22 protein-coding genes and 3 tRNA genes are annotated in these 25,075 nt (G+C 46.5%); 11 read left to right on the top strand and 14 right to left on the bottom strand.

The features are described from left to right. Positions 1 to 43 precede the first annotated feature (43 nt). Together NBH07_RS17425 and NBH07_RS17420 are read right to left on the bottom strand one after the other, a co-directional pair. On the bottom strand, positions 44 to 355 hold the full coding sequence (locus NBH07_RS17425) for an STAS domain-containing protein (protein ID WP_005859339.1): 312 nt from the start codon (positions 353 to 355) through the stop codon (positions 44 to 46). A gap of 11 nt (positions 356 to 366) precedes the next feature. Next, entirely contained in the window at positions 367 to 780 is a 414-nt protein-coding gene (locus tag NBH07_RS17420; RefSeq protein WP_005859341.1) for an ATP-binding protein, read from the bottom strand. Positions 781 to 877: 97 nt separating this feature from the next. On the opposite strand from NBH07_RS17420, the gene NBH07_RS17415 reads away from it, so the two are divergent. Beyond that, on the top strand, positions 878 to 1,291 hold the full coding sequence (locus NBH07_RS17415) for a hypothetical protein (protein WP_005859344.1): 414 nt from the start codon (positions 878 to 880) through the stop codon (positions 1,289 to 1,291). An 89-nt stretch (positions 1,292 to 1,380) separates the two neighbouring features. Here NBH07_RS17415 and NBH07_RS17410 read toward each other — a convergent pair. Together NBH07_RS17410 and recO are read right to left on the bottom strand one after the other, a co-directional pair. After that, positions 1,381 to 1,452: transfer RNA gene (locus NBH07_RS17410), tRNA-Arg, on the bottom strand. Positions 1,453 to 1,639: 187 nt separating this feature from the next. Beyond that, entirely contained in the window at positions 1,640 to 2,365 is a 726-nt protein-coding gene (gene recO / locus NBH07_RS17405; protein WP_010182204.1) for a DNA repair protein RecO, read from the bottom strand. Between the two features lie 77 nt (positions 2,366 to 2,442). On the opposite strand from recO, the gene NBH07_RS17400 reads away from it, so the two are divergent. From NBH07_RS17400 to NBH07_RS17360, 9 genes are all read left to right on the top strand, one after another. After that, a complete protein-coding gene (locus tag NBH07_RS17400; RefSeq protein WP_005859368.1) occupies positions 2,443 to 2,847 on the top strand; it encodes a DUF2721 domain-containing protein in 405 nt (134 codons plus the stop codon). A gap of 116 nt (positions 2,848 to 2,963) precedes the next feature. Next, positions 2,964 to 3,035 (top strand) — tRNA-Glu (locus tag NBH07_RS17395). A 41-nt stretch (positions 3,036 to 3,076) separates the two neighbouring features. Further along, a complete protein-coding gene (gene rpsT, locus NBH07_RS17390) occupies positions 3,077 to 3,331 on the top strand; it encodes a 30S ribosomal protein S20 (protein ID WP_005859369.1) in 255 nt (84 codons plus the stop codon). A gap of 68 nt (positions 3,332 to 3,399) precedes the next feature. Next, positions 3,400 to 3,474 (top strand) — tRNA-Glu (locus NBH07_RS17385). Positions 3,475 to 3,644: 170 nt separating this feature from the next. Then, the gene (gene gyrB, locus NBH07_RS17380; protein ID WP_005859370.1) at positions 3,645 to 5,600 is read left to right on the top strand and encodes a DNA topoisomerase (ATP-hydrolyzing) subunit B; all 1,956 of its coding nucleotides are present in this window, start codon (positions 3,645 to 3,647) and stop codon (positions 5,598 to 5,600) included. After that, positions 5,593 to 7,377: a gamma-glutamyl-gamma-aminobutyrate hydrolase family protein gene (locus tag NBH07_RS17375; protein ID WP_005859371.1), complete on the top strand. Its 1,785-nt coding sequence runs from the start codon at positions 5,593 to 5,595 to the stop codon at positions 7,375 to 7,377. Before gyrB ends, NBH07_RS17375 begins: the two co-directional genes overlap by 8 nt. 22 nt (positions 7,378 to 7,399) lie before the next feature. Further along, complete coding sequence (locus NBH07_RS17370; protein ID WP_009016922.1) at positions 7,400 to 9,250, top strand: fused gamma-glutamyl-gamma-aminobutyrate hydrolase/peptidase; 1,851 nt, start codon at positions 7,400 to 7,402, stop codon at positions 9,248 to 9,250. 13 nt (positions 9,251 to 9,263) lie between these two features. Next, positions 9,264 to 10,253, top strand: a complete 990-nt coding sequence (locus NBH07_RS17365) for a M20 family metallopeptidase (protein ID WP_008779227.1) — start codon at positions 9,264 to 9,266, stop codon at positions 10,251 to 10,253. A 12-nt stretch (positions 10,254 to 10,265) separates the two neighbouring features. After that, a complete protein-coding gene (locus NBH07_RS17360) occupies positions 10,266 to 10,691 on the top strand; it encodes a SufE family protein (RefSeq protein WP_005867596.1) in 426 nt (141 codons plus the stop codon). Positions 10,692 to 10,808: 117 nt separating this feature from the next. On the opposite strand, the gene rnhB is transcribed toward NBH07_RS17360, so the two are convergent. The 5 genes from rnhB to NBH07_RS17335 form a co-directional block, all read right to left on the bottom strand. Next, positions 10,809 to 11,408 (bottom strand): ribonuclease HII, encoded by a 600-nt coding sequence (rnhB, locus tag NBH07_RS17355; RefSeq protein ID WP_005859375.1) that lies wholly within the window; start codon positions 11,406 to 11,408, stop codon positions 10,809 to 10,811. A gap of 126 nt (positions 11,409 to 11,534) precedes the next feature. Next, positions 11,535 to 11,936 (bottom strand): VanZ family protein, encoded by a 402-nt coding sequence (locus NBH07_RS17350; RefSeq protein ID WP_008777889.1) that lies wholly within the window; start codon positions 11,934 to 11,936, stop codon positions 11,535 to 11,537. A gap of 2 nt (positions 11,937 to 11,938) precedes the next feature. After that, positions 11,939 to 13,153 carry an aminotransferase class V-fold PLP-dependent enzyme gene (locus NBH07_RS17345; protein WP_005867594.1) on the bottom strand — a complete coding sequence of 405 codons (1,215 nt, stop codon included), beginning with the start codon at positions 13,151 to 13,153 and terminating at the stop codon, positions 11,939 to 11,941. Between the two features lie 131 nt (positions 13,154 to 13,284). After that, positions 13,285 to 14,700 (bottom strand): arylsulfatase, encoded by a 1,416-nt coding sequence (locus NBH07_RS17340; protein ID WP_008779226.1) that lies wholly within the window; start codon positions 14,698 to 14,700, stop codon positions 13,285 to 13,287. A gap of 24 nt (positions 14,701 to 14,724) precedes the next feature. Then, on the bottom strand, positions 14,725 to 17,892 hold the full coding sequence (locus NBH07_RS17335) for a glycoside hydrolase family 31 protein (RefSeq protein ID WP_009016920.1): 3,168 nt from the start codon (positions 17,890 to 17,892) through the stop codon (positions 14,725 to 14,727). Between the two features lie 173 nt (positions 17,893 to 18,065). Between NBH07_RS17335 and NBH07_RS17330 the strand changes: the two genes are divergently transcribed. Continuing rightward, the gene (locus NBH07_RS17330) at positions 18,066 to 19,913 is read left to right on the top strand and encodes a glycoside hydrolase family 13 protein (RefSeq protein WP_008779224.1); all 1,848 of its coding nucleotides are present in this window, start codon (positions 18,066 to 18,068) and stop codon (positions 19,911 to 19,913) included. A gap of 100 nt (positions 19,914 to 20,013) precedes the next feature. Here NBH07_RS17330 and NBH07_RS17325 read toward each other — a convergent pair whose 3' ends face one another. From NBH07_RS17325 to NBH07_RS17305, 5 genes are all read right to left on the bottom strand, one after another. Continuing rightward, positions 20,014 to 20,850, bottom strand: a complete 837-nt coding sequence (locus NBH07_RS17325) for a GNAT family N-acetyltransferase (RefSeq protein ID WP_008779223.1) — start codon at positions 20,848 to 20,850, stop codon at positions 20,014 to 20,016. Positions 20,851 to 20,962: 112 nt separating this feature from the next. Next, entirely contained in the window at positions 20,963 to 22,315 is a 1,353-nt protein-coding gene (gene sufD, locus NBH07_RS17320) for a Fe-S cluster assembly protein SufD (RefSeq protein WP_008779222.1), read from the bottom strand. Continuing rightward, the gene (sufC, locus tag NBH07_RS17315; RefSeq protein ID WP_005859388.1) at positions 22,308 to 23,063 is read right to left on the bottom strand and encodes a Fe-S cluster assembly ATPase SufC; all 756 of its coding nucleotides are present in this window, start codon (positions 23,061 to 23,063) and stop codon (positions 22,308 to 22,310) included. Before sufC ends, sufD begins: the two co-directional genes overlap by 8 nt. A 42-nt stretch (positions 23,064 to 23,105) precedes the next feature. Further along, on the bottom strand, positions 23,106 to 24,551 hold the full coding sequence (gene sufB, locus NBH07_RS17310) for a Fe-S cluster assembly protein SufB (RefSeq protein WP_005859390.1): 1,446 nt from the start codon (positions 24,549 to 24,551) through the stop codon (positions 23,106 to 23,108). Positions 24,552 to 24,581: 30 nt separating this feature from the next. Beyond that, positions 24,582 to 25,073, bottom strand: coding sequence for a CvpA family protein (locus NBH07_RS17305; protein ID WP_005859392.1), 492 nt, complete (start codon positions 25,071 to 25,073; stop codon positions 24,582 to 24,584). Positions 25,074 to 25,075 lie beyond the last annotated feature (2 nt).

The raw sequence follows: 25,075 nt of genomic DNA, 5'->3' as shown, positions 1-25,075 counted from the left end.
GCCAAATTTGACACACCGGCTACCTTTTTCCTAACCTTCACACTTATTTTGCGTCTTCTATCTTGAAGAGAGCGTTAAATCCCGTCAAACTAAAGGTCTCACGAACCACATTCCGCATACCGATCAAACGTAAAGACCCTTTCTTGGCAGTCGTCATTTTTTGTAATATTAAAAACAATCGGAGGCCCGCACTACTCACATATTCCAAATCAGAACAATCGACACATACTTTTACTCCCGGATTCTCCCATACCGGCAAAACCTTTTCCTCGCATTCGCGAGCCGTATTCGTATCCAATCTTCCTTTGATCTTAATTACAGTCTCTTCACCTTTTTGGTCAATAACTACTTCCATATCTTTATATTTTATTCGGTTATTTTTTTCTTCATGATAAAGACATTCCGCTCATCTACTCTCTGATAAGAGACCTCATCCATAATCTTCTTGATCAAGAAAATACCCAACCCTCCGATTGGACGGTCTTCGGCAGATAAAGTAATATCAGGGTCTTTTCTTAAAGTCGGATCGAAAGCAATCCCATGATCTATCAAAGTCACGATCAATTCCCCACCTTCCCTGACCAACGAAATGTCTACGGCATCCTCAACATCTCCCTTATACGCATAAAAAATTATATTTGAGACAGCTTCTTCCATCACCAGATTCAGGCTCATCATGAAAGCGGTGCTTAATCCCAATTCTTCTCCAGCTTCCTCCAAGAACTGATTCATCATGGAAAGCTCATGAATATCGTTCTTAATGCGTAATGTTTTTTGCATATATCTGAAAATTTTGCGCTAAAGATATAAAAAAAAGAAATATCCTTTCCTTAAATTTGTATCTTTACCTTCGAATAGTATTTAAAGGTATAGAGTTATGGCTAAAAGATATTTAATAAACATATTCTTATTGATCGCCGTCTTATGCGGGTTCAGTAGTTGCGAGGAGGATCCGTATTATGATCCGTATGAGGAAATCACCTATGATTTATGTAATTATGTATGGACTGATTGGTTTGTCGTAGACGGTTTAGATTGTGAGCAGCAACTTACATTTAATCCGGATGGGAAAGGATGGGATACAAGAATTTATCATTACCCAAGCGGACGCATAGATCGAGAGGAAATTCCATTCTACTGGGACTGGAACAATTACTATACCGATATACTTTATATGGACTATGAAGACGGCCAAACAACACTAGAGAACGTATGGATTAGTGGTCGGACTTTTAAATGTCTATATAATGGCGAATGGGTAACGTTTAAGGCCTATCAAATAGGTCTCTAAAGGATATCTTTACGTACTTCCCCGGCAAAATCATACAATCCATCAAAAAGACAGGGATCTTTCCTCAATTGTTCGAACAGTCATACAAGTAGTCTCGCCGGGAATCGAACCCGGATCTAAAGTTTAGGAAACTTCTATTCTATCCGTTGAACTACAAGACCAACTCTTTTGAGATTGCAAAAGTATAATCTTTTCCTCAAATAGGCAACCGTTATCGGATGTTTTTCCCGCCTATCCGGAAGCTTCTCATTATTTCCGAAAAAACATGTACGTGTTTCCGGAAAAACATGTACGTCTTTTTCAAAAAACACGTACGTGTTTTCAAGAGCTAATATAACATCAAATAGATCAATCAAATAAGCTTTGCATCACCGATAACGATTTGATTTCCGGAAAATCCGGGAGATGTAGACGGTAATACTCAAGAATACGATGAATAATACGGGCCCGCTCTTGCCGGGAAAAACCATAAAGCGACATATTCTCAAAACTGATACGCAGCAAACGGGAAAAGAAAGCGCTCTCCACCTTATTTAAATAATGCCGATGCATCGGGATATGATCCGTAAACACCCCATTCAACATATCGAAATAATATCCCACCCTATGCGATTCCATATTCGGGAAAATACCGAGATGGTGGAGAAGACCTAACAAGAAAACCATATGAAAATTAGCGATACCTTTATCCGCATACTCCAATAGATGTATGGACTCGTATAAATAATCAAATAAACGGGGATCCGGCTCCGTATCTTTCACGACCCTAAAAAGAACCTCCGAGAGGAAAAGCGCCAATACATTCTTAACCGGATCACAACAAACATCATTCAGCGGAAAACAAATGCGGGTCTCCTTAATCCGGTGCAAGTCCCGCTTATTCAAGTGCTCCACCTCCATTTCCAGAACGGACAAAGGTATAAACAAAGCCTTCGATACCGTGCTTTTCTTCCCTCGGCTACGACTAACCAGATACGAGGCCCGGCCAAACGCCTCCGTATACATATATATAATAGAATATTTATCATTGTAAGGGATCGTATGCAAGACAATCCCCCTCGTTTTACACAACATAATTCGTATCTTTGCGACGATGATTAAGAACAAAGATACTCAAATTAACGTTATACATATAATTAAAGTATAGAATTATGTTGGACTTAACGACCCCTTCTTTATTATTTTCCGCCATATCATTGATATTGTTGGCCTATACGAATCGCTTCCTTTCATACGCCAGCGTAGTGCGTGCCTTGAAAGAAAAGCATCAGCAAACCCATGACCCCAAGGATATCGCCCAGATAGCGAACCTGCGGAAAAGGCTCTATCTGACCCGTTCCATGCAAATATTAGGAATACTCAGTTTGCTGCTCTGCGTGATCGCTATGTTCTTCATTTATGTATCGTGGCAGGTTTTCGCCGCATGGATATTTGGCATAGCCTTATTGCTATTAGCGGCGTCGTTATGTGTATGTATCTGGGAAATAAATATTTCCGTTAAAGCCTTGGAAATTCATCTGGAAGATATAAGTTCTAAAGAGAAGTTAAAACAGTGAGTAGTATTAAATTTTCCTTCGAAATGTTTTGCCAGTTCAGAGAGATCGTCTATCTTTGCACTCGCAATCGGGAAATCACTTTCTTAGAACGCTATAAGTGAGAGCTTTGACATTTTGGCCCATTCGTCTATCGGCTAGGACGCAAGATTTTCATTCTTGAAAGAGGGGTTCGATTCCCCTATGGGCTACAATAAACAGGATTAAAAAACAATAAAGAGAAGATCTAGAAATGGCAAATCATAAGTCATCAATCAAGAGAATCAGACAGACAAACGCAAGACGTTTGCGTAACAGATATTACGCAAAGACAGCTAGAAACGCTATGAAAGTTTTGCGCGCTACTGAAGACAAGAATGAGGCACAAGCTTTATTCCCTAAGGTATGCTCTATGTTGGATAAGCTTGCAAAAAAGAACGTTATCCACAAGAACAAGGCCGGTAATCTGAAATCTAAGTTGGCTAAGCACGTTAATGCGCTAGCATAAGCAGAAGGTAATTACTTTTACAAGTATAAAGCCGGACTCTCAATAAGCCCGGCTTTTTTAAACCTGATGGCCCATTCGTCTATCGGCTAGGACGCAAGATTTTCATTCTTGAAAGAGGGGTTCGATTCCCCTATGGGCTACCAATCAAAAGGAGAGAGATAAGTTTATGGCTTATCTCTCTCCTTTTTTACTACACCCGTCCTTTTTTCGCTATTTTCACATCCCCCACTTCGCTATCTCGATAAAAATCACTACATTTGTTAGATTTTTTTGAGGACATAGATAATTACAGATTTTAAAGAAAGATAAACTCATGAGTGAAGAAATTAAGAATACTTCTACAGAGTACTCCGCAGATAGTATTCAAGTACTTGAAGGGTTAGAGGCAGTACGAAAAAGGCCATCCATGTATATTGGCGATACCAGCGAGAAAGGTCTCCATCACTTAGTGTATGAGGTCGTAGATAACTCCATAGACGAAGCGCTAGCCGGATATTGTACATACATCGACGTGGTAATCAATGAGGACAACTCGATCACGGTTACCGACGACGGCCGTGGTATCCCCGTGGATATTCATGAGAAAGAAGGTAAATCAGCCTTGGAGGTAGTACTGACAGTGCTGCACGCCGGCGGTAAGTTCGACAAGGGAACCTATAAAGTATCCGGTGGTTTGCACGGTGTGGGTGTATCTTGCGTAAACGCCCTCTCTACTTATCTGAAAGCGGAAGTTCGCAGGAACGGCAAAGTACATATGCAGGAGTTCTCTTGCGGAAAGCCGTTGCACGACGTACAGGTTATCGATAATACGGATAAAACAGGTACTACGATCTCTTTCAAGCCGGACGGTTCTATCTTTACGGTCACGGAATACAAGTATGATATCTTGGCTACCCGTTTGCGTGAATTAGCATTCTTGAACGCAGGTATTACGCTACGTCTGACAGATAAGCGAGTTCTGAAAGAAGACGGTTCATTCAAGTCCGAGGTATTCCATTCGGATGAGGGATTGAAAGAGTTTGTCCGCTATATCGACCGTTCTAAAGAGAAACTGATTCCAGACGTAATCCATATCGTTACCGAGAAGCAGGGTATCCCTGTCGAGGTGGCGTTAACTTATAATACTTCTTACAACGAGAGCGTATTCTCTTACGTAAATGATATTAACACGATAGAAGGTGGTACACACTTAGCCGGTTTCCGCCGGGGTCTGACCCGTACGTTGAAAAAGTACGCCGAGGATTCTAAATTATTGGAGAAAGCCAAGGTGGAGATTCAAGGGGATGACTTCCGTGAAGGTTTGACCGCCGTTATCTCTATCAAGGTAGCCGAGCCTCAGTTTGAGGGACAGACAAAGACGAAGCTGGGTAATAGCGAGGTTACCGGTGCCGTGGATATGGCGATCGGCGAGGCGTTAGGCTATTATTTGGAAGAACATCCGAAAGAGGCGAAAATAATCGTCGACAAGGTGATCTTGGCCGCTCAAGCCCGCCATGCCGCTCGTAAGGCTCGCGAATTGGTACAACGCAAATCTCCGCTGACAGGAGGTGGGCTCCCCGGTAAATTGGCGGACTGTTCCTCTAAAGACGCAGCGATCTGCGAATTGTTCCTTGTCGAGGGAGACTCCGCAGGGGGTACGGCTAAGCAAGGACGCGACCGTAACTTCCAAGCGATCCTACCATTGCGCGGTAAGATATTGAACGTGGAGAAAGCGATGGATCATAAGATCTTCGAAAGCGAGGAAATCCAGAACATCTATCGCGCGATGGGCGTAACCGTCGGTACGGAGGATGACCCGAAAGCGTTGAACATGGAGAAGCTGCGTTACCACAAGGTGATTATCATGACCGATGCCGATGTGGACGGTAGCCACATCGCCACATTGATCTTGACCTTCTTCTTCCGCCGTATGCGTTCCTTGATCGAGAACGGATATGTGTATCTGGCGACTCCTCCCCTCTATTTGTGTAAGAAAGGTAAGGTTGAGGAATATTGCTGGACCGAGCAACAACGTCAGCAGTTCATCTTAAAATATGGAGGAGGCAACGAGAACTCGATCCATACACAACGATACAAAGGTTTGGGAGAAATGAACGACCATCAATTGTGGGATACGACCATGAACCCGGAAAACCGTACGTTAAAGCAAATCACGATCGACAACGCAGCCGAGGCTGACCAAATCTTCGCCATGTTGATGGGTGAAGACGTAGGCCCTCGCCGCGAGTTTATCGAGGAAAACGCTACATATGCTAACATAGATGCTTAAAATCATGAAAGTCCGTCGTCCGAATCTAGAGGCCCTATACAAAGAAGTTGATAATTATATACCGGCTAAAGAAAGCCTTCAACCTCCCCGAATAGGAATATCCGCTAACCGGAGAGACGGACTTTCCTGTATAGCGGAGACCTACGTGCAAGCCGTGCTGGATGCGGGGGGAGCCCCGGTACTTATCCCGGTGATCACGGATCTGAAAGCATTGACCGTACTGGTTTCCGAACTAGACGGATTAGTTATGAGCGGGGGTGGAGACATCAATCCGCTCTATTTGCATGAGGAGCCTATCCCGCAATTGCAAGACGTAGATACGTTACGTGACGAATACGATTTGATCTTGCTTCGCTTGGCCGCTAACCGACAAATTCCGATCATGGGTATTTGCCGGGGGCATCAGATCATGAATGTAGCGTTCGGAGGAAGTGTCTATCAAGACATCCATTCACAAGCCAATCATGCTCTATTGAAACACAGCCAGACATTGGCTCGGGAATATCCGTCGCATACGGTAACACTCGAACCGGGAATGAACCGCCTACGTACTATTTTCAATGGAGATGAACAAATCCTTGTCAACTCTTTCCACCATCAAGCGGTAAAAGAGGTCGCCCCCGGATTTAGAGCGACAGCGACCGCCCCGGATGGAATCAATGAGGCTATGGAACATACGGAGAAAACGATATTCGGTGTACAATGGCATCCGGAGGCCATGGCTCCGCAAGGGGATGAGGCCATGAAAGCCCTATTCGCTTACCATATCGAGAATGCCCGCCGTTTCGCAAAAGCCAAAGCGATCCATCAACGGATCGTGACGATCGATTCCCATACAGATACCCCAATGATCTTTCCCGGTGAATTTAATATCGGGGAGAAAGAAGGAGGGAAAGTGAATCTTCCTTTTATGGAAGAAGGGCGTATCGACGCGACCTTTATGGTCGCCTATATCCCGCAAGGTAAACGAGATGAGGCATCCTTACAGGCAGCGACAGCGTATGCGATAGAACGGCTGAATCAAGTAAAACGCCAGCAAACCTTACATCCGGACCGGATGGTTATAGCGACTACCCCCCAAGAGATCCGGACGATTAAGGCGCAAGGGAAAAAAGCGATCTGCCTCGGCATCGAGAACGGGTACGCTTTAGGGAAGCTGGTCGAAAACCTACGAATGTTCAAGGAGATGGGAGTTTCTTATATCACCTTATGCCATAATGGGGATAACGATATTTGTGATTCCGCTAGAGGAAAACAGGAATGGAAAGGACTAAGTCCTTTCGGTAAGGAAGTGGTAAAAGAGATGAACCGATTAGGAATCATGGTTGATATCTCGCATGCGGCGGAAAGTACCTTTTATCAGGTACTGGAAGTGAGCGAGACGCCAATCATAGCCTCCCACTCTTCCGCACGTGCGCTTTGCGATCATCCCCGCAATTTAACGGATGATCAACTGAAAGCGCTGGCCGCTCAAGGGGGTGTCGCCCAAATCTGCCTATACAAAGGATTCATCAATAAGGAAGAGGAAAAAGCTTCTTTAAGCGACGCTATCCGCCATATCAATCATATCGTGGATTTAATCGGTATCGATCATGTAGGAATCGGCTCGGATTTTGACGGAGACGGGGAACTGATCGGTTGCTCGGCTACCAATGAGTTGATTAACATTACCGTCCGACTTTTAGAAGAAGGATATACAGAAGAAGATATACGGAAAATATGGGGTGGGAACTTGCTAAGGGTTATGACCGCTATACAAGATTTTCCAAACAAATAGCAAACGAAAACAACTACATATTATGAAAAATATCTTATACACAGCAATATGCGCCTGTAGTATCTTATGTGGAGCACAGGCACAGACACCCGGATCGGAAGTCCCCAACTTAAAAAAGCTATATGAGTTGACAGACTCTTGCGATGTAAACGTGCGGGCACGATTCTCCCCATTGATCGGGATTTCCGCCAGTATCTCAAGTGGTGCTTCCCGGGTAGGGGCCACCTATATCCAATCCATCGTAAAGGCAGGGGGAACTCCGATTATCATCCCGGCTGTTACTGACGGTAAAGTACTCAGGAATATCGTATCGAATTTAGACGGGTTAGTTCTTATAGGAGGAGCGGATGTAAACCCTCTATGGTATGAGGAGGAGCCTCGGGAAAAGCTGGAGGAAGTCGATCCGGTACGCGATTTGTATGAGTTGAAACTAATCAAGATGGCTACCGATCAAAATATTCCCGTCTTAGGCATATGCCGGGGATTGCAACTGTTGAATGTAGCGTTTGGCGGTACGCTTTACCAAGACATCCCCTCACAACGTGGCGATCATTCTGTCAAGCATAGGCAAGATTTACCCAGTTCGTATGGCTCACACCGTGTCTTTGTTGACGCGAACTCACAGCTAGCCTCTATTCTAGGGAAAGATACCTTAGCCGTAAACTCTCTTCATCATCAAGCGATCAAGGAGTTGGCGCCTATCTTCAAGGCTACCGCTTATGCGCCCGACAGTATTATCGAGGCTATCGACGCTTATCCGAATCGATCCATCATGGGAGTTCAATGGCATCCGGAAGCGTTGACTTACGGAGGCGACACTACGATGTTAAGGATATTCCGCCATCTGATAGGAAAGGCCGAGACTTTCCACCAAGCCAAAGAGATGCACAAGCATTTCCTTTCCGTAGATACACATACCGATACTCCTTTCTGGTTCAAACGTGCCGGATTCAGCATCGCGGACCGGGAACGTAACCGGGTAAACATCCCTAAGATGCAAGAAGGGAAACTAGACGGGGTGTTCCTTGCGGCCTTCATCGGACAAGGTAAACGTGATGAGGTCTCTTTACAAGAAGCCGTACAAAAAGTAACAGGCTTGATCGAAGGTATTCGCAAGCAAGCTGAATTGAATAAGGATTTATGTGGCATCGCCGTTACGAACCAAGACTTCATCCGCTTGAAGAATGAAGGGAAAAAAGCGTTCTTTATCGGTATAGAGAATGGATACGGCATTGGTAAGGATCTGGCGAATATCGCTAAGTTCAAGGCGATAGGTGTCAATTATATCACGCTCTGCCACTCCTACGATAACGATATTTGCGACTCATCCACCCATACCAAGAAAGAATGGGACGGTTTAAGTCCGTTTGGTGAAGAGGTTGTGAAAGAGATGAATCGCCAAGGTATCATGGTGGATATGTCTCATGCCTCTGAGAAGTCATTTTGGGATGTTATCAAATTGTCCAAGGCCCCGATCATCTGCTCGCATTCCTCATCTATGGCGATGTGCAAGCACGACCGTAACCTGACCGACGAACAACTAAAGGCCCTTGCCCAAAATGGAGGCGTAGCGCAAGTTTGCTTGCTCGACCGCTATATCAATGAGGATTATAAAAACGCAAGCCTTACCGACGCGATCGAACATATCGATCATATGGTGAAAGTCGCCGGTATCGATCATGTAGGTATCGGCTCTGATTTTGATGGCGGTGGCGGAATTATCGGTTGCGAAAGTGACAACGATTTCATACAGATCACTGTTAAATTAATAGAGAAAGGATATACAGAGGAAGATATCGCCAAGATATGGGGTGGAAACTTGATGCGTGTATTAGACGAGGTTCAAGCGACTGCCTCCGTAAAAACATTATAAACAAAACAGATTTATGATCAGATTATTTTTTGCGTTATTGAGTTTTGCTCTTTTATCATGTGGAGCCAAAGGAACCAAAGAGACAGGTAATATGCCGGAGATCAAAAAACAACCGATCGCCTCAGCTGTTCCCGATTTCAACGCAGACAGCGCTTACGCCTATGTAGCGAACCAAGTCGCTTTTGGTCCCCGTGTACCTAACACGGCGGCTCATAAAGCATGCGGGGATTACTTAGCATCTGAATTGAAGCGCTTTGGCGCCAAAGTCTACCAACAGGAAGCGATACTGACCGCCTACGACGGAACGAAGCTGGAAGCGAGAAACATCATAGGCTCGTTTGATCCGGAGAATAGTAAACGTGTTTTACTATTCGCGCATTGGGACAGCCGTCCCTATTCGGACCACGATCCCGATCCTTCCAAGCACCGGACCCCATTGGACGGGGCGGACGATGGCGGTAGCGGCGTAGGTGCCTTATTGGAGATCGCCCGCCAAATCGGACAAAAAGCCCCGGGTATCGGTATCGATATTATTTTCTTCGATGCGGAGGATTATGGTACGCCGGAATTCGTAACCGATTATACACCGGATAGCTGGTGCCTAGGTACCCAGTTCTGGGCAAAAAATCCGCATGTCCCTAATTATACGGCGGAATACGGAATCTTATTGGATATGGTGGGCGGCAAGAACGCCACGTTTTTCAAGGAGCAACAATCCTTACGTGCGGCAGCCCCGATCGTCGAGATGGTATGGAGCGCGGCCCGCGATCTGGGATATGGCAAATATTTCATTAACGCCACCGGCGGAGCGCTCATAGACGATCACCAATATGTGATTAGCGGACGTAATATCCCGAGTATCGACATCATTAACTACGACCCTGAGTCTAAAACAGGTTTCGCCAGTTATTGGCATACTCAAAAAGATAATATGGAAAATATAGACCGTGAGACTCTAAAAGCTGCCGGTCAAACCGTACTGGAAGTAATATACAATCGATAAAATACTGATAAAATGACAATCAATGAACTTCAAGACAATGTAATCGAAGAATTCTCAGTCTTCGACGATTGGATGGACAAATATGCGTTATTAATAGATCTGGGAAATTCACTTCCCCCGCTTGATGAGAAATATAAAACGGAAAGCAACTTGATCGAGGGTTGTCAAAGCCGGGTTTGGTTCCAAGCGGATTATGTGGATGGAAAGATTATTTTCCAAGGAGAAAGCGATGCCGTGATCGTAAAAGGTATCGTATCTTTGCTGATACAGATCTTATCGGGCCATACCCCTCAAGAAATCTTGGATGCGGATCTATACTTTATAGACAAGGTAGGATTAAAAGAGCATTTATCCCCTACCCGTTCCAACGGGTTGGTAGCGATGGTGAAGCAAATGCGTCTGTACGCGATGGCTTACCGGGCAAAGGAACAACAATAAAAACAGGTGTTTTCACACGTATATAGGCACGAGCCGATACGTATATACGTGTAAGCCTACACCGATATAGGCATAGCCTCATACGTATATACGCATAAGGTTATGCCTATATACGTATTAAAAACCGAGTGTAAGCTGCTCCGGTAAGAGCGTAAAAGTCTTGCGATGATAAGGCGTGATTCCGTGGGTACGAATCGCTTCCCTGTGGACCTTGGTAGGATAACCTTTATTGTCCAGCCAATGATAAGCGGGGTATTCCAAGGCCAATTCATTCATATAATCATCCCGATAGGTTTTAGCCAATATAGAGGCGGCGGCGATACTCAGGTATTTGCCATCGCCTTTTACTACGGTCGTATGTGGAATATCGGGATAAGGGGTAAAACGGTTTCCATCGATCAATAAATGTTCCGGCCGTACTTTCAATTGCTCGATCGCACGATGCATGGCCAAGAAAGAGGCTTTCAAAATATTAATCTTATCGATCTCTTCCGGGCTAACGATACCTACCGCCCAAGCGATCGCCTCACGCTCGATAACGGGACGAAGCTTATACCGTTTCTTCTCGCTTAATTGCTTGCTATCGTTTAAATCCTCATTCTTAAAATCTTCCGGAAGAATCACGGCGGCGGCGAATACCGCACCCGCCAAGCAGCCTCTTCCCGCCTCATCACACCCAGCCTCTATACGCCCGGTTTCCATATAGGGTAATAACATGTATCTATCTCTTTTTATCGTAAAACACGCCACATGCTTACGATGCTCATTCAAGCATCCTTACAATGGGCATCGTAAGCACCTTTAAATGCCCATCATAAGCTCCATTGAATGGGCATCGTAATTTTAACTATTCAAATCCTTCACAATCCAAGGGCGAAGCACGAACCAAGCGAATGCCGTAGCGGCGATCACCCCGCAAGTATTCGCCAAGAAATCAAACCAATCCCCACCCCGGTACGTCGTACAATATTCTTGCAATATCTCAATAATCCCACTCATAACGATCGGGCATAAAACCGCCCCGATCCAAGCATGCCATAATACCGTCTCATACTTCCGGTGATTCCGCAAGAACTCCAGCCATAGCATACCCGACATCCCCCCATACATACAGAAATGAACCACCTTGTCCACACCCGGGAATAAAGGGATATCATCCATCCTCGGCGGCTTAAAGAACGACAAGTAAATAACGATCAATATAATCGCCAGTGAAAACGGATATTTCTTAATATAATACATCATACTCAAAACATCTTCCGAACTCGTTCCACACCTGCGATGAACGTATCGATCTCCTCTTTCGTATTATAAAAGGAGAAAGACGCCCGCACCGTCCCCTCGATCCCTAAGGCATGCATCAAAGGCTGGGCACAATGATGCCCTGTACGAACCGCTATTCCCAAACGGTCCAGCAACATCCCCATATCGTAATGATGGATATTACCCACCAAAAAAGAAAGCACCGCTCCTTTATGATCCGCTTGTCCGAAAATACGCATCCCTTCGATCGTATTTAATCCAGCGGTCGCATATCGCAAAAGCTCATCCTCATAAGCAGCTATATTCTCTATACCGATCCGGTCTACATACCGCAAGGCTTCCGCCAACGCCGTGCTACCAATATAATCCGGAGTTCCCGCCTCAAACTTAAAGGGAAGCTCATTAAAAGTTGTCTTCTCGAACGAGACCGTAGCAATCATCTCGCCTCCTCCCTGATACGGAGGAAGTTTATCCAACCACTCCTCTTTGCCATACAAGACCCCGATACCCGTCGGTCCGTAAATCTTATGACCAGAGAAAACATAGAACTCCGCATCCAAGTCCTGCACATCCACCTTCATATGCGGAACGGCTTGAGCCCCGTCTACCAACACCGGCACGCCTTGTTCATGAGCGATCTCGATCATCGCCTTTACCGGATTTACCGTACCCAAGACGTTAGACACATGAGTCACGGAAACCAGACGAGTCTTATCCGAGAATAATTTACGATACTCATCCAGATTCAACTCCCCTTTCTCATTCATCGGGATCACCTTCAACGTAATACCTTTCCGGGCCGCTTGTATCTGCCAAGGAACGATATTGGAATGATGCTCCATCACGGACACGATCACCTCATCCCCTGCCGACATACATTCATCCGTAAAGCTGGAAGCGATCAGATTGATGGATTCCGTAGTTCCCCGGGTAAAAATAATCTCATTCGAGGAACGGGCATTCAAGAAATGCTGTACCGTTTTGCGAGCCTCCTCATGCGCCTCTGTCGCCGCTTGGCTCAAGAAATGTACGCCTCGGTGGATATTGGCGTTTACGTTATAATATCCATTCTCTATCTTTTCTACCACTTGACGAGGTTTCTGGGTAGTAGCGCCATTATCAAAATATATCAGCGGTTTATCGTATATCTTATGATCCAAGATCGGAAAGTCTTTTCGGATCGCTTGAACGTCTAACATAGTCTTACTTCTTTTTGTCTTACAATTACGAGAGCCAAAGATACAAAAAAAAGGCTTTCTCGCTGAAAGAAAGCCTTTTTTATCATTACCTAACAGATATTACGCCTACACTTTATCCTCTACTCGCACGCCTACTTTTCTCTTCCAAAGTCAAAGTACGGAGACTCTGTACGGGCGTTGTCCATTAAGGATACTAGTTCTTTTACCTTATCGGGATACTTCTCCGCTAGATTCGTATCCTCATGTATATCATTACTTAAATCATACAGTTCCAATATAGTTTCACCCACGATCGGTTGCCGGATTAGTTTCCATTTACCGGAGCGCAATGCTTCCCGGCCATTCAACTCGTGAAATTCCCAATATAAATAATTATGGGCCTGTTGATTTTTCTTTGATAACAAGGTTGGTAAGAAAGAGATTCCATCCGTCTGCTCGGGCAAAACCGTACCTGTAAGCTCTGCCAACGTAGGCATGACATCCCAGAATGCGCTTATATGATCCGATTGAGCTCCAGCCTTGATCGTACCCGGGCACCATGCCACCATAGGTATACGGATACCTCCTTCATATACATCCCGTTTGATCCCCCTGAAAGGTCCGTAGCTCTTGAAAAAGTCCGGATCAGCTCCACCCTCATGATGCGGGCCGTTATCGCTGGTAAAAATCACGATCGTATTCTTATCCAAACCCAACTCTTTCAATTCAGCCATTACATCCCCCACGTATTTATCCAACCGGGAGACCATGGCGGCAAAGGAGGCCAAGGGCTTCTCCGAGGTGTTATAACCGCCATACACTTTATCAAACTTACCAATATAAGGAGTCTCCTCGAATGAGTTCTCGTACATCTTATAAATAGAATCATGCGGAAGATTCAATTCCGCATGAGGCAGCGTATAAGTAAGCATCGCAAAGAATGGTTGCTCCTTATGATCCCGGATGAACTTCAATGCTTGCTCATGAATCAAATCTTGTGAATATGTCTTGCAAGCATTGTTCTCGTTTTCAGGAAAAAGAACCTTCTCCTCATTATGCCATAAATGATCCGGATAGAAGGAATGCGACTGCCGTTGGCAATTATACCCATAAAACTCATCGAAGCCCATCTTATTGGGAATGGAGACAGAGCCCGGATTTCCCAATCCCCATTTACCAAAGATACCGGTCGTATAACCAGCCGATTTCATTAATTTACCCAACGTATAGGTATCTTCCCGCATCGGCTGTTGGCCTTCGGGCGTGATCTCCCGGTTTCCCCGGACTTGCGTATGTCCCGTATGCAATCCGGTCATCAAGGAGCAACGGGAAGGGGCACTCACCGTACATCCGGCATAATGCTGCGTAAACAACATTCCCTCCTTCGCCATCCGATCGATATTGGGCGTCTTGATAATCTGCTGGCCATAACAACCCACATCGCCATATCCTAAATCATCCGCTAAGATATACACAACATTCATAGGACGCTCCGGAGTTTTTTCGCAACCGGACATTCCGACAAGCAGCAATGTCCCGGATATACATAAAGTCAATTGTGTTTTCATATACCTTTAAAATAAATAGAAGTGTTAGAAACCAATTACAATCTTCTGATCCTGATTCGTAGACAAGCGGTTCGTCCGTACCTTAACCCTTCCCATACGATCCGAGGCATCGAAGTACCAGCCTTCTTGTCCGGCATTGAACGCTTCGGGGGAGATGGCAGATAGGGGCTTTTCGGCTACGGTTACGTTTGACGGGCTGGATTCTGAGCGGACATCCAATAGGTAAGTACGCTCTTGGTAATGTCCTTTATAATCTCCTTTCGCTTTCGCTATATCCACGGTGATCGTTCCTTTCTCACCTTTTGGGGAGGAAACAGAGATTAAGGTACGGGCAAACTCGCCTTTCTTATAATCACGGGTGAGACCGTCATCCTCATATAAATTGAAAGAGGTGTTTCCGTAGGGATATAAGTCCAAGGTCAAGACATCCGCAGGTTTCTCGCCTACATAATTCATATCCGGATACATCGGGATAATGGCGCCTTGACGGATAAATACCGGGCAAATATCCAGTTTAGCCTCATATTTATCCAACCACTTGCCACCCTCGTATTTCTTTCCGGTCCAATAGTCGTACCATTCTCCGGCAGGGAAGTAGATACTGTCGCGTACGTTCTTCCGGGTATATACGGGGGCAACCATCATCCACTCACCACTCATGAACTGGTATTGGGTAGTCGTATCACGGGTAACCACGTCGCCCGGGAATTCCAATACCATCGCACGAGCCATCGGTACACCGGTCATATGCGCCTCATGGCAATAGGTATAGGCGTACGGGTTCAGACGCATCTTCAGCTTTAAGAATTTACGGTTGATATCCGTGTACGGATGCCCATATACCCAAGGCTGACGGTCGGCATCTGCCCAGCCACTCATGGTCATAAAGATCGGGGTGAAGACCTTCCATTGCAAGTCGCGGGTATAGGTTTTCGGGGAACCGCCGAAGATACCGTCCACATCGCTAGTAGCGGCGTTCATAGCGGAAAGGCCGGCACCCGTGATCGTCGGGATATGGTAACGGATATAATCCCAGTTGCTCACTTGGTCACCGCTCCATACCGTAGAATACCGCTGAGTTCCGGCCCAACCGCAAACAGCCCATACGAAGCCTCGTTCGTTCGTATTGCTCTCGATCCCCTCGAATGCGGATTTACAGCCGTTCAAGGCAAACTCATAGCCTTCTCCAACCCAAGCCACATCCAATTTACACAGGCGGGTACCACATTTACCAACCTCGTAGGCGATCTTATCCACACCATTCTCTGTCCACAAGCCCGTATGGAAGCCTCGTTTACCTAATTCCGTCACAACAGAATCCAATTTCACATAGCCGCAACCATAGCCATCGTTCGGCAAGATCCAGCCACGGGGCATATCATATTCCACATATTTATCAGCAACTTGGCTGATTACGTCCGGGGTGGATTGAGGCCATCCGGTGCGCTGTTCCCCTTTGTTATAGCAGTCGGCATCTCCCATCGTAAGCATCCACATCGCCGGCATAAAAGGTTTTCCGGTGATATCCGTATAGTCGTTCAATAGGTCTTTCAAGGAAGGGCCGTAGAAGTAGAATGCGTCAAAGCGATTCTCGTTATGCGTCAACTGACTGGTGAAGCCCATCAGCTTAAAGCCATCATCATAGTTCTTGTCCAACATCTCCGTGCCGTTGAAGGCATAATGTCCCGGGGCAAACGTATTGCGGAATACGCCATATCCTTTCGTGGACATATAGAAGGGAGCCGGGTTAGAGGATTGATCCTCATCCCAACCGGTCACCTCGATATCCGCTTCCTTCCCAGCGTATGAGAAATTACCTTGTTGCATACCGCAACCGTAGAAATCCTCATCACCGCTACGGCGCATCGTTTGGGTCGTTTTTAGTCCGAAGGCAAGTGGTTCGGCCTCCTCGTAGATCACGGCACGGTTATTCTTGTCATACATGGCGAAACGAATAGGGTTCTTATAGACACGTACGACACATTGGGAAGTCGTGAACTTATAATAGCTGCCGTTGTCGGCCATGGAGACTCTCGGGTTCTTTACCCCATAATCTACAACGATCGAGTTTGCCGCCGGATTGGTATACTCCCCATCCGGTGCCAACCAGATACGGAAGATATCATCCCGGTAAAACATCAACTTAACCTTAGCGTACCCGGAGACGAACTCATATTCCGTGTTGCTGATCTTATTGAACTTCGTCAACTTACCCAAGTTCATACGGGCGGCGAACAGGTTCGCTTTTAATATGTTGTTTGACGAACGCTCATCCTTCGGGTATTGGATAGCGAACTCTATTTTATAGGAGCCCATCTGGGTTAGGTCGGTAGCAGGGAAAGCTACCTCATATTCCTCTTGTTTAGCGATCGGATGCCCGGAGGCGGTTACCGTGGCGGTTAGTTTCTGACCGTTGTTTAAAGAGGCGGTTACCGTGAAATCCTCGTCTACGGGCTGGGAGCCAACGTTCTTCAGCTTCACTTTCAACACGTCTTCCTTCGTGAACGTATTCCCGGTTTCTTGGTGTGAGGTCACTTTCTCCAAGGCCAAGTCATGCGCGAAAGGCTCTGTCAGCTCAATATCATCGACCATCCAATACCAAGAGAAGATATCCCGCCAGAAGAAACGCAAGTAGACGGTTTTCTGATTCGCGGCTACCTCGCTGATGTTGATCTCCTCGTTCACCGGGGCATGAAGCTGGGTAGCGGCGGGGATCTTATCCATCACGTTATACTCTTTCCAATTCACCCCGTCGTTGCTGACGCCTACCCAAAGGCCGGCACGTTTTCCGGTGAACCAATTATTCCAACGAAACAGGTGCTGGAATTTCAATACCACATCGTTCTTTCCCGCGCAATCGATAGCGCTGGTCTGGAAATAGCCGTTCGGGTATTCCTCCCGTTGATTCCACTTCGTGATCTCCTCCCCGGTGACTACGCCCGGCCGGAATTGCATATGATAGCCACGGCTCGTAGATGCGATGGGAGGTGCTTGTTGCTCGAACTGGAAAGAGCCGGGATAAGGCTGATCGGTTACAATCCATTCACACTTTGCCGATTTCGTTGAATCGACAATCATCCAGCCGTCGGGTAATTTCCCGGCGGAGAAATCTTCTTTCCAAAAACTTTGTTGTGCGGACAGGGAGGAAACGCAACCTGTCAGAAACATGGATACAATTAGACTTTTTATCATTTGAATTAGTTGATTAGATTTAGGCAGTAAAGATAGTCTTAATTTACGAGGGTTCGCAAACGTTCGCGTGATTTTTATTCCCTTTTCGCCGGGCGAAAGCGTGTTATTATCAATGGAATCCTTCTATCTTCGCGTATGTACAACCTTGTCATATAAATCAATAAACATATATCATGAACAGACATTTATTCTTGAGCCTTTTACTGGCCCTTTTCGCTTCCAGTACGCTTTCAGCCGATAACCTTAGAATCGAGCCGACCTTCTGGTGGAGTGGTATGAAGAACCCGGAACTCCAGCTGATGGTATACGGTAAGGATATCGCCGGATATCTCCCTAGCGTGAAATATCCCGGCGTACAGTTGAAAAGCTCGGTAGCGTTGGAAAGCCCGAATTACCTATTGATCTATCTGGACGTGGAAAACGCCAAGCCCGGCAGGTTTGATATCACGTTCACGAAGGACAAAAAGAGTTTCAATTACTCGTATGAGTTGAAGGCCCGTAAACCGAACGCCGATCGGATCAAGGGGTTTGACTCTTCCGACGTGCTTTATCTCATCATGCCGGATCGTTTCGCAAACGGAGATCCCTCGAACGATCAAATCCCGATGCGTACCTCTTATAAGGTAGACCGTAACAGCCCGAACGCCCGTCATGGGGGTGACTTGGCCGGTATCGAGCAGCATTTGGATTATATCGAGGATCTGGGCGTTACCGCTATCTGGCTGAACCCGGTATTGGAGAATGACATGGAGGGAGGCTCTTATCACGGATATGCCACGACGGATTATTATCGGGTAGACCCACGCTTCGGCACGAACGAGGATTACGTCCGCTTGATCGAGAAGACGCACGAGCGGGGCATGCGTGTCGTAATGGATATGATCTTCAACCATTGTGGAAGCGATCATCCTTGGATGAAAGATATCCCTAGCCACGACTGGTTTAATAATCTCGATAACTACGTGCAGACCAACCACGATAAAGAGGCTTATTTCGATCCTTACGTGTCGGATTATGATAAGGAGACGATGCTGAACGGTTGGTTTGTCCCGAGCATGCCGGACTTGAACCAAAAGAACCCACATGTAGCCAAATACCTTATCCAGAACTCTATCTGGTGGATCGAGTATTGCGGCGTGGATGGTATCCGTCAAGATACGTATCCGTATGCCGACGTGGACATGATGCGGAATTGGTGCACGGAGGTCATGAACGAGTATCCGGAGTATAACATCGTAGGCGAGGCGTGGATGAACTACACGATCGGTTCCGCTTATTGGCAGAAAGGCAGCCGGTTGAACTTCGGGCAGGATACCGAGCTGAAATCGGTAATGGATTTCCGCTTGATGGGTATCGCGAGCAAGGCGTTCCATGAGGAGACCGGGTATTCCGGAGGCTTGCACACGATCTTCGAGCATATGTGCTATGATTATGTATATCCCGATATCTATAACGTATTGCGTTTCTTGGAGAACCATGATACGGATCGTTTTCTTCCCTCCATGCCTAAGTCTGTCGATGATTTGTACGCGTTCAAGCAAGGGGTGACATTCTTGTTGACGATCCCCGGTATTCCCCAGCTCTATTACGGGCAGGAGTTGCTGATGAACGGCACCAAGGAGAAGGGAGACGGATATATCCGTCTGGATGTTCCCGGTGGCTGGCCCGGCGACAAGGTGAATCAATTCGAGGCATCCGGTCGCAGCGAGGTACAAAATGACGCGTGGAATTTCCTCCGCACTTTATTGAAATGGCGCAAGGGCAACGCTGTCATCGCTAAGGGCAAGATGAAGCATTTCATGGTGAACCAAGGTGTCTATGTTTACGAGCGCAGTCTGGATGGCCGGAGCGTATTGATCTTGATGAATGGCAGCGACAAGGAGGTGAACCTCCCGTTGGCCCGCTATGCGGAAGTATTGCGAGGTAAAACCTCCGGAAAAGAGATATTAACCGGAAAGGAGATTCCATTGGGAGACGAATTATCCTTGGCACCGAAAGGGATCTTCGTACTGGAAATGTGATGCCATTAGCCCCGATGATTTTTCATTCGAGGACCTATTCATAGATTACTAATAATTAAACCGGGAGGCCTTAAACCTCCCGATTTTCTTTTCATATATACTATTTTAATCGCTTTTCAAGAATCAATTGATGCCTGCATTGAATGCCGTTCTCCCAGATAGGCTCGGCATAGTTCCGTACGAAATAATCGCGATCTACGGCAACCAAGTCGAAGCCTTCCTGTTGATAAAGCATCATCGGGCCGGCGGCTGAGGTTCCGGTGCAAATACGCAAAAGCTCGACATCTTGAGCCGGAGCCCATTTATTAGATACATGCCGTAATAGTTTCCGGGCGATTCCTCGCCGACGGAAGATATCCGCCACGGCAAGATTCATGATCTCCGCCTTGCGACCCTCCTCCTTGCGAACCACGATCACGCCGGCAACGGAATTTCGTACCGTAGCGATAAAGCAATCCGAATCCTTTAGGTAAGCCTCGACTTTCTCCCGATCCGGATCGGCTTCCAGCAGTAACTCATAAGGAGGAAATAAAGCTACTTGTATCTCCGGCTCCCCGTTAGCGACGATCTCTACTATATTTCCGTCAGGATCTCGGATCACGCCCTCATAGTAACCATCCCCGGAAACGCGGGTCTCACCGGCGATCGTGTATCCATCCATCCGGAAACGTTCGATCATTTGATCCACTTGCTCCTTCTTATCCGCATGAAAGGCCAGATGAGCCAAGCCGATATGATCCTTGTCGTAAGCCTCAGTAATATCTTGCCGTTGCATGATCTCCAAGGCGGGGCCACTCTCGAAAGAGACGAAATAGGAGGCGAATCCTTTTTTCGAATTCACATATTTCTCATTACTCTTACCATTAAAATACTTTACATAGAAATCCCGTAAACGTTCCAGATGATTCGTCCATAAGGCGATGTGTGTTAACTGCATAAGTTGGAGGTTTTAATTTGTCACTGCCAAAGATATAAAAAAATCAGACATGGTTCCCTACATTATCGTCGGGATAATCCATGCCTGATTATAGTTTTCCTCTTATTCGCAATTATTTACAAATCCGGCAACCGGCGCATTTGGCCAGCTCACCGCGGAAACGTTTCTCCACCAGTTTATGCAAACGGTCTTTCAACGCCTCCAAGCGTACATGGTCGATCACGTCGGAAGTGAAAGCCACGCTCAATAGCATACGGGCCTCGTCACGCGGGATACCGCGGCTTTGCATATAGAACAAAGCGTTCTCATCTAACTGACCGGTCGTCATACCGTGCGAGCATTTTACGTCGTCCGCATAAATCTCCAGTTGCGGCTTGCTGTACATACGGGCCTCACGAGTAGCGCACAGATTACGGTTCGTCTGGTAAGCGGCGGTCTTCTGGGCATCCTCTTTCACCAAGATACGTCCGCTGAAGACACCTACGGCATGATCATTCAGTACATTCTTGAACAACTCGTTGCTGGTACAATTCGGAACCGCATGGGTAATATGGCTATAGGTATCCATCTGTTGCTCCTTGTCCAGAACGGACATACCGCATAAGGTAGACTCGGCATACTCGCCATTCAGTTCCACGTAATAATTGTTGCGAGTCAAGCCATTCGTCAACGTAATACCGTTTACCAAGACATTGGCCGAGGCCGCCTGCCTTACGTGTACGGAGGAGAAACGGGTCGTGGACACACTGCTTTCCTCCAAATCATAATAATCGAAGCGAGCGCCTTCCTCTGCGAAAATCTCAACCACTTGAGTCGCCAAGAATTTCACGTCATCGATACTATGATCGCAAACCAATAGCTTCGCTTCCGAATGAGGTTCCATAATCACCAGAACACGACGGTTCGCCATCGTATCCACATCGCTACGGAAAATATTCACCAATTGGATAGGACGCTCAACCACGACATTTTTCGGTACATACACCACGAAACCATCTTGGGCTAACATCGTATTCAATGCGATAATACCATCCTTGCTACTCGGTGCCGCCTTTCCGTAATACTTGGAAGCGATCTCCGGATATTGCTCCGTAAAAGCCTTCAACCCTCCAGCATACACGCCTTCCGGCAAATGCGCTTTTGGCAATTCCTTATCGTAAAACGTATCGTTCACTACAAAGTATAACGATGTGCTCAGGTTCGGTACGTCACAACGGAACACGTCATAAGGATTCACCGGGATAGCGACCCGGTTGATATTCAAACCGTAATCCGGAGCGAACGCTTGGGCTACATCCGTATATTTATAATCCTCGCTTCTCGTGGAGGGGAATCCGAGTCGCTCAAAGTTCGCCAAGGCCTCAGCCCTGAGGGCATTCATCACCGGCGTACTATGACGACATACCAGATCCTCACATTGGGCGAAAAGATCGATATATTGTTGCTCGGCCTTCATATTACTCATCTCCCATCTCTTTCTTGATCCAGTCGTAACCTTTCTCTTCCAGTTCCAAGGCCAATTCCGGACCGGCGGTCTTCACGATACGGCCTTTGTAAAGCACATGAACCACATCCGGCTTGATGTAATCCAGCAGACGCTGATAGTGCGTGATTACGATAGCGGCATTCTCCGGAGTCCTCAACTGGTTCACGCCATGCGCCACGATACGCAAGGCATCGATATCCAAACCACTATCCGTCTCATCCAAGATCGCCAATTTCGGCTCTAACATCGCCATCTGGAAGATCTCGTTCCGCTTTTTCTCTCCACCGGAGAAACCTTCGTTCACGCTACGGCTGGCCAGTTTATTATCCAGCTCGACGATCGCACGTTTCTCACGCATCAATTTCAAGAAGTCCGTAGCCGAAACCGGTTCCAGACCGTTATATTTACGGTGCTCGTTCAACGCCGCACGCATAAAGTTCACCATACTAACTCCCGGGATCTCGACCGGATATTGGAAGCTCAAGAAAATACCCTCACGGCTACGATCCTCGGGAGAAAGATCCAGCAGATTCTTACCGTTGAAGATAACCTCTCCTTCCGTTACCTCAAAAGCGGGATTACCTACCAATACACTACTTAACGTACTTTTTCCGGAACCGTTCGGTCCCATGATAGCATGTACCTCACCCGCTTTCACCGACAGGTTGATACCTTTCAATATCTCTTTGCCATTTACGTTGGCATGTAAATTCTTAACCTCTAACATCTTTTCTAATTGAAAATTGAAAGTTGAAAATTGAAAATTATTCTATCCTACGCTGCCTTCCAGCGAGATCGTTAGTAATTTCTGAGCCTCGACAGCGAACTCCATCGGTAACTTATTCATTACCTCGCGGGCATATCCATTCACGATCAAACCGACAGCCTCTTCTACCGAGATACCCCGTTGCTGGCAGTAGAACAATTGCTCCTCACTGATCTTACTCGTCGTAGCCTCATGCTCCACGATCGCCGTCTCATTCTGAATATCAGCGTAAGGGAACGTATGAGCTCCACAAGTAGAGCTTAGTAACAAACTATCGCATTGGCTATGGTTTCGGGCGCCTTCCGCACGGGCGGACACCTTTACCAATCCCCGATAGCTATTCTGGCTATGACCGGCAGAGATACCCTTGGATACGATCGTACTTTTCGTATTCTTACCCAGATGGATCATCTTCGTACCCGTATCGGCCTGTTGGTAATTATTGGTCACGGCAACCGAGTAAAACTCACCTACCGAGTTATCACCCGCCAAGATACAGCTCGGATATTTCCAAGTGATTGCCGAACCGGTCTCTACTTGCGTCCAAGAGATCTTGCTACCCTCACCTTTGCACAAACCTCGTTTCGTCACGAAGTTATAGATACCGCCTTTACCTTCCTTATCACCCGGATACCAGTTCTGTACGGTAGAATACTTCACCTCGGCACGCTCGTTCGCCACGATCTCCACGATAGCGGCATGCAATTGGTTCTCGTCACGCATCGGTGCCGTACATCCTTCCAGATAACTTACATACGCCTCATCGTCAGCGACAATCAAGGTACGCTCGAACTGTCCGGTATTAGCGGCATTGATACGGAAATACGTACTCAACTCCATCGGGCAACGTACGCCCTTCGGTATATAAACAAACGAACCGTCCGAGAACACGGCCGAATTCAAGGCGGCGAAGAAATTATCACGATAACCAACCACGCTGCCCAAATATTTCTGCACCAAGTCCGGATGATGTTGTACAGCCTCGCTGAACGAACAGAAAATAATCCCCTTCTCCGCGAGATTCTCCTTGAAAGTAGTCTTCACGGAAACACTATCCATCACGGCGTCTACCGCCATTCCGCTTAAATGCTTCTGTTCTTCCAAAGGAATACCCAGTTTATCGAATGTTTTCAACAACTCAGGATCTACCTCATCCAAGCTCTTCGGTCCCTCTTTTTTCTTAGGGGCGGCATAATAGATAATGTCCTGATAATCGATCGGCGGGATATTCAAGTGAGGCCATGTAGGCATCTCCAACGTCTGCCAATGGCGAAAAGCCTTCAAACGGAACTCGAGTAACCATTCCGGCTCGTTCTTCTTGGCAGAGATAATACGGACCGTCTCCTCGTCTAATCCACGATGGATCACCTCCGTATCAATATCGGTAACGAAGCCGTATTTATAATCTCCGCTCGTTACCTCATTAATTATATGATTTGAATCCTGCATAATTAAAAATTAACCATTGATAAAAGCCCTTCATTCTCCTAATGAAAACAAATTATGTGGGAAAATTGTTGGTACTATTTGCTTCACGCTATAATAAAAACGAGATTCTATCTTTGATTGGCGATGAATCAAGACCGATCCACGATCCACGAACTCCAGTGCGTTCAACAGCAAACTGGTAAAGACCAAAACGACCAGCAACCCGAAAAAACCACCAAACAAATGGTTGATAACGCTCAACGGTGTCGCCCCTACCACCTTGGTAACCAGTTCTCCCGCTAAAATAAACACCCCCATAATCAAGATAAAACCCGCTATATAACTCAAGATCGTAACCCCTTCTTCCGGAAACCAACCCAACGCCAAGATATATCCTTTCAGCCAAGCCGCCGCTTTTCCGCAGAAAAAGATCGCGATCACTAGGGCTATAAGCGAAACAACCTGTTTGATGATTCCATCAAACAGGCCTTTCACAAATCCTATCCCTGCCAGACATAGCAATGTAATGTCCAACCAGTTCATCG

The organism is Parabacteroides sp. B2-S-102, assembly GCF_023656665.1.
Taxonomy (GTDB): domain Bacteria; phylum Bacteroidota; class Bacteroidia; order Bacteroidales; family Tannerellaceae; genus Parabacteroides; species Parabacteroides distasonis.
Note: the sequence above shows the minus strand (reverse complement) of the source record. Positions and strands in the feature narration are given on the sequence as shown.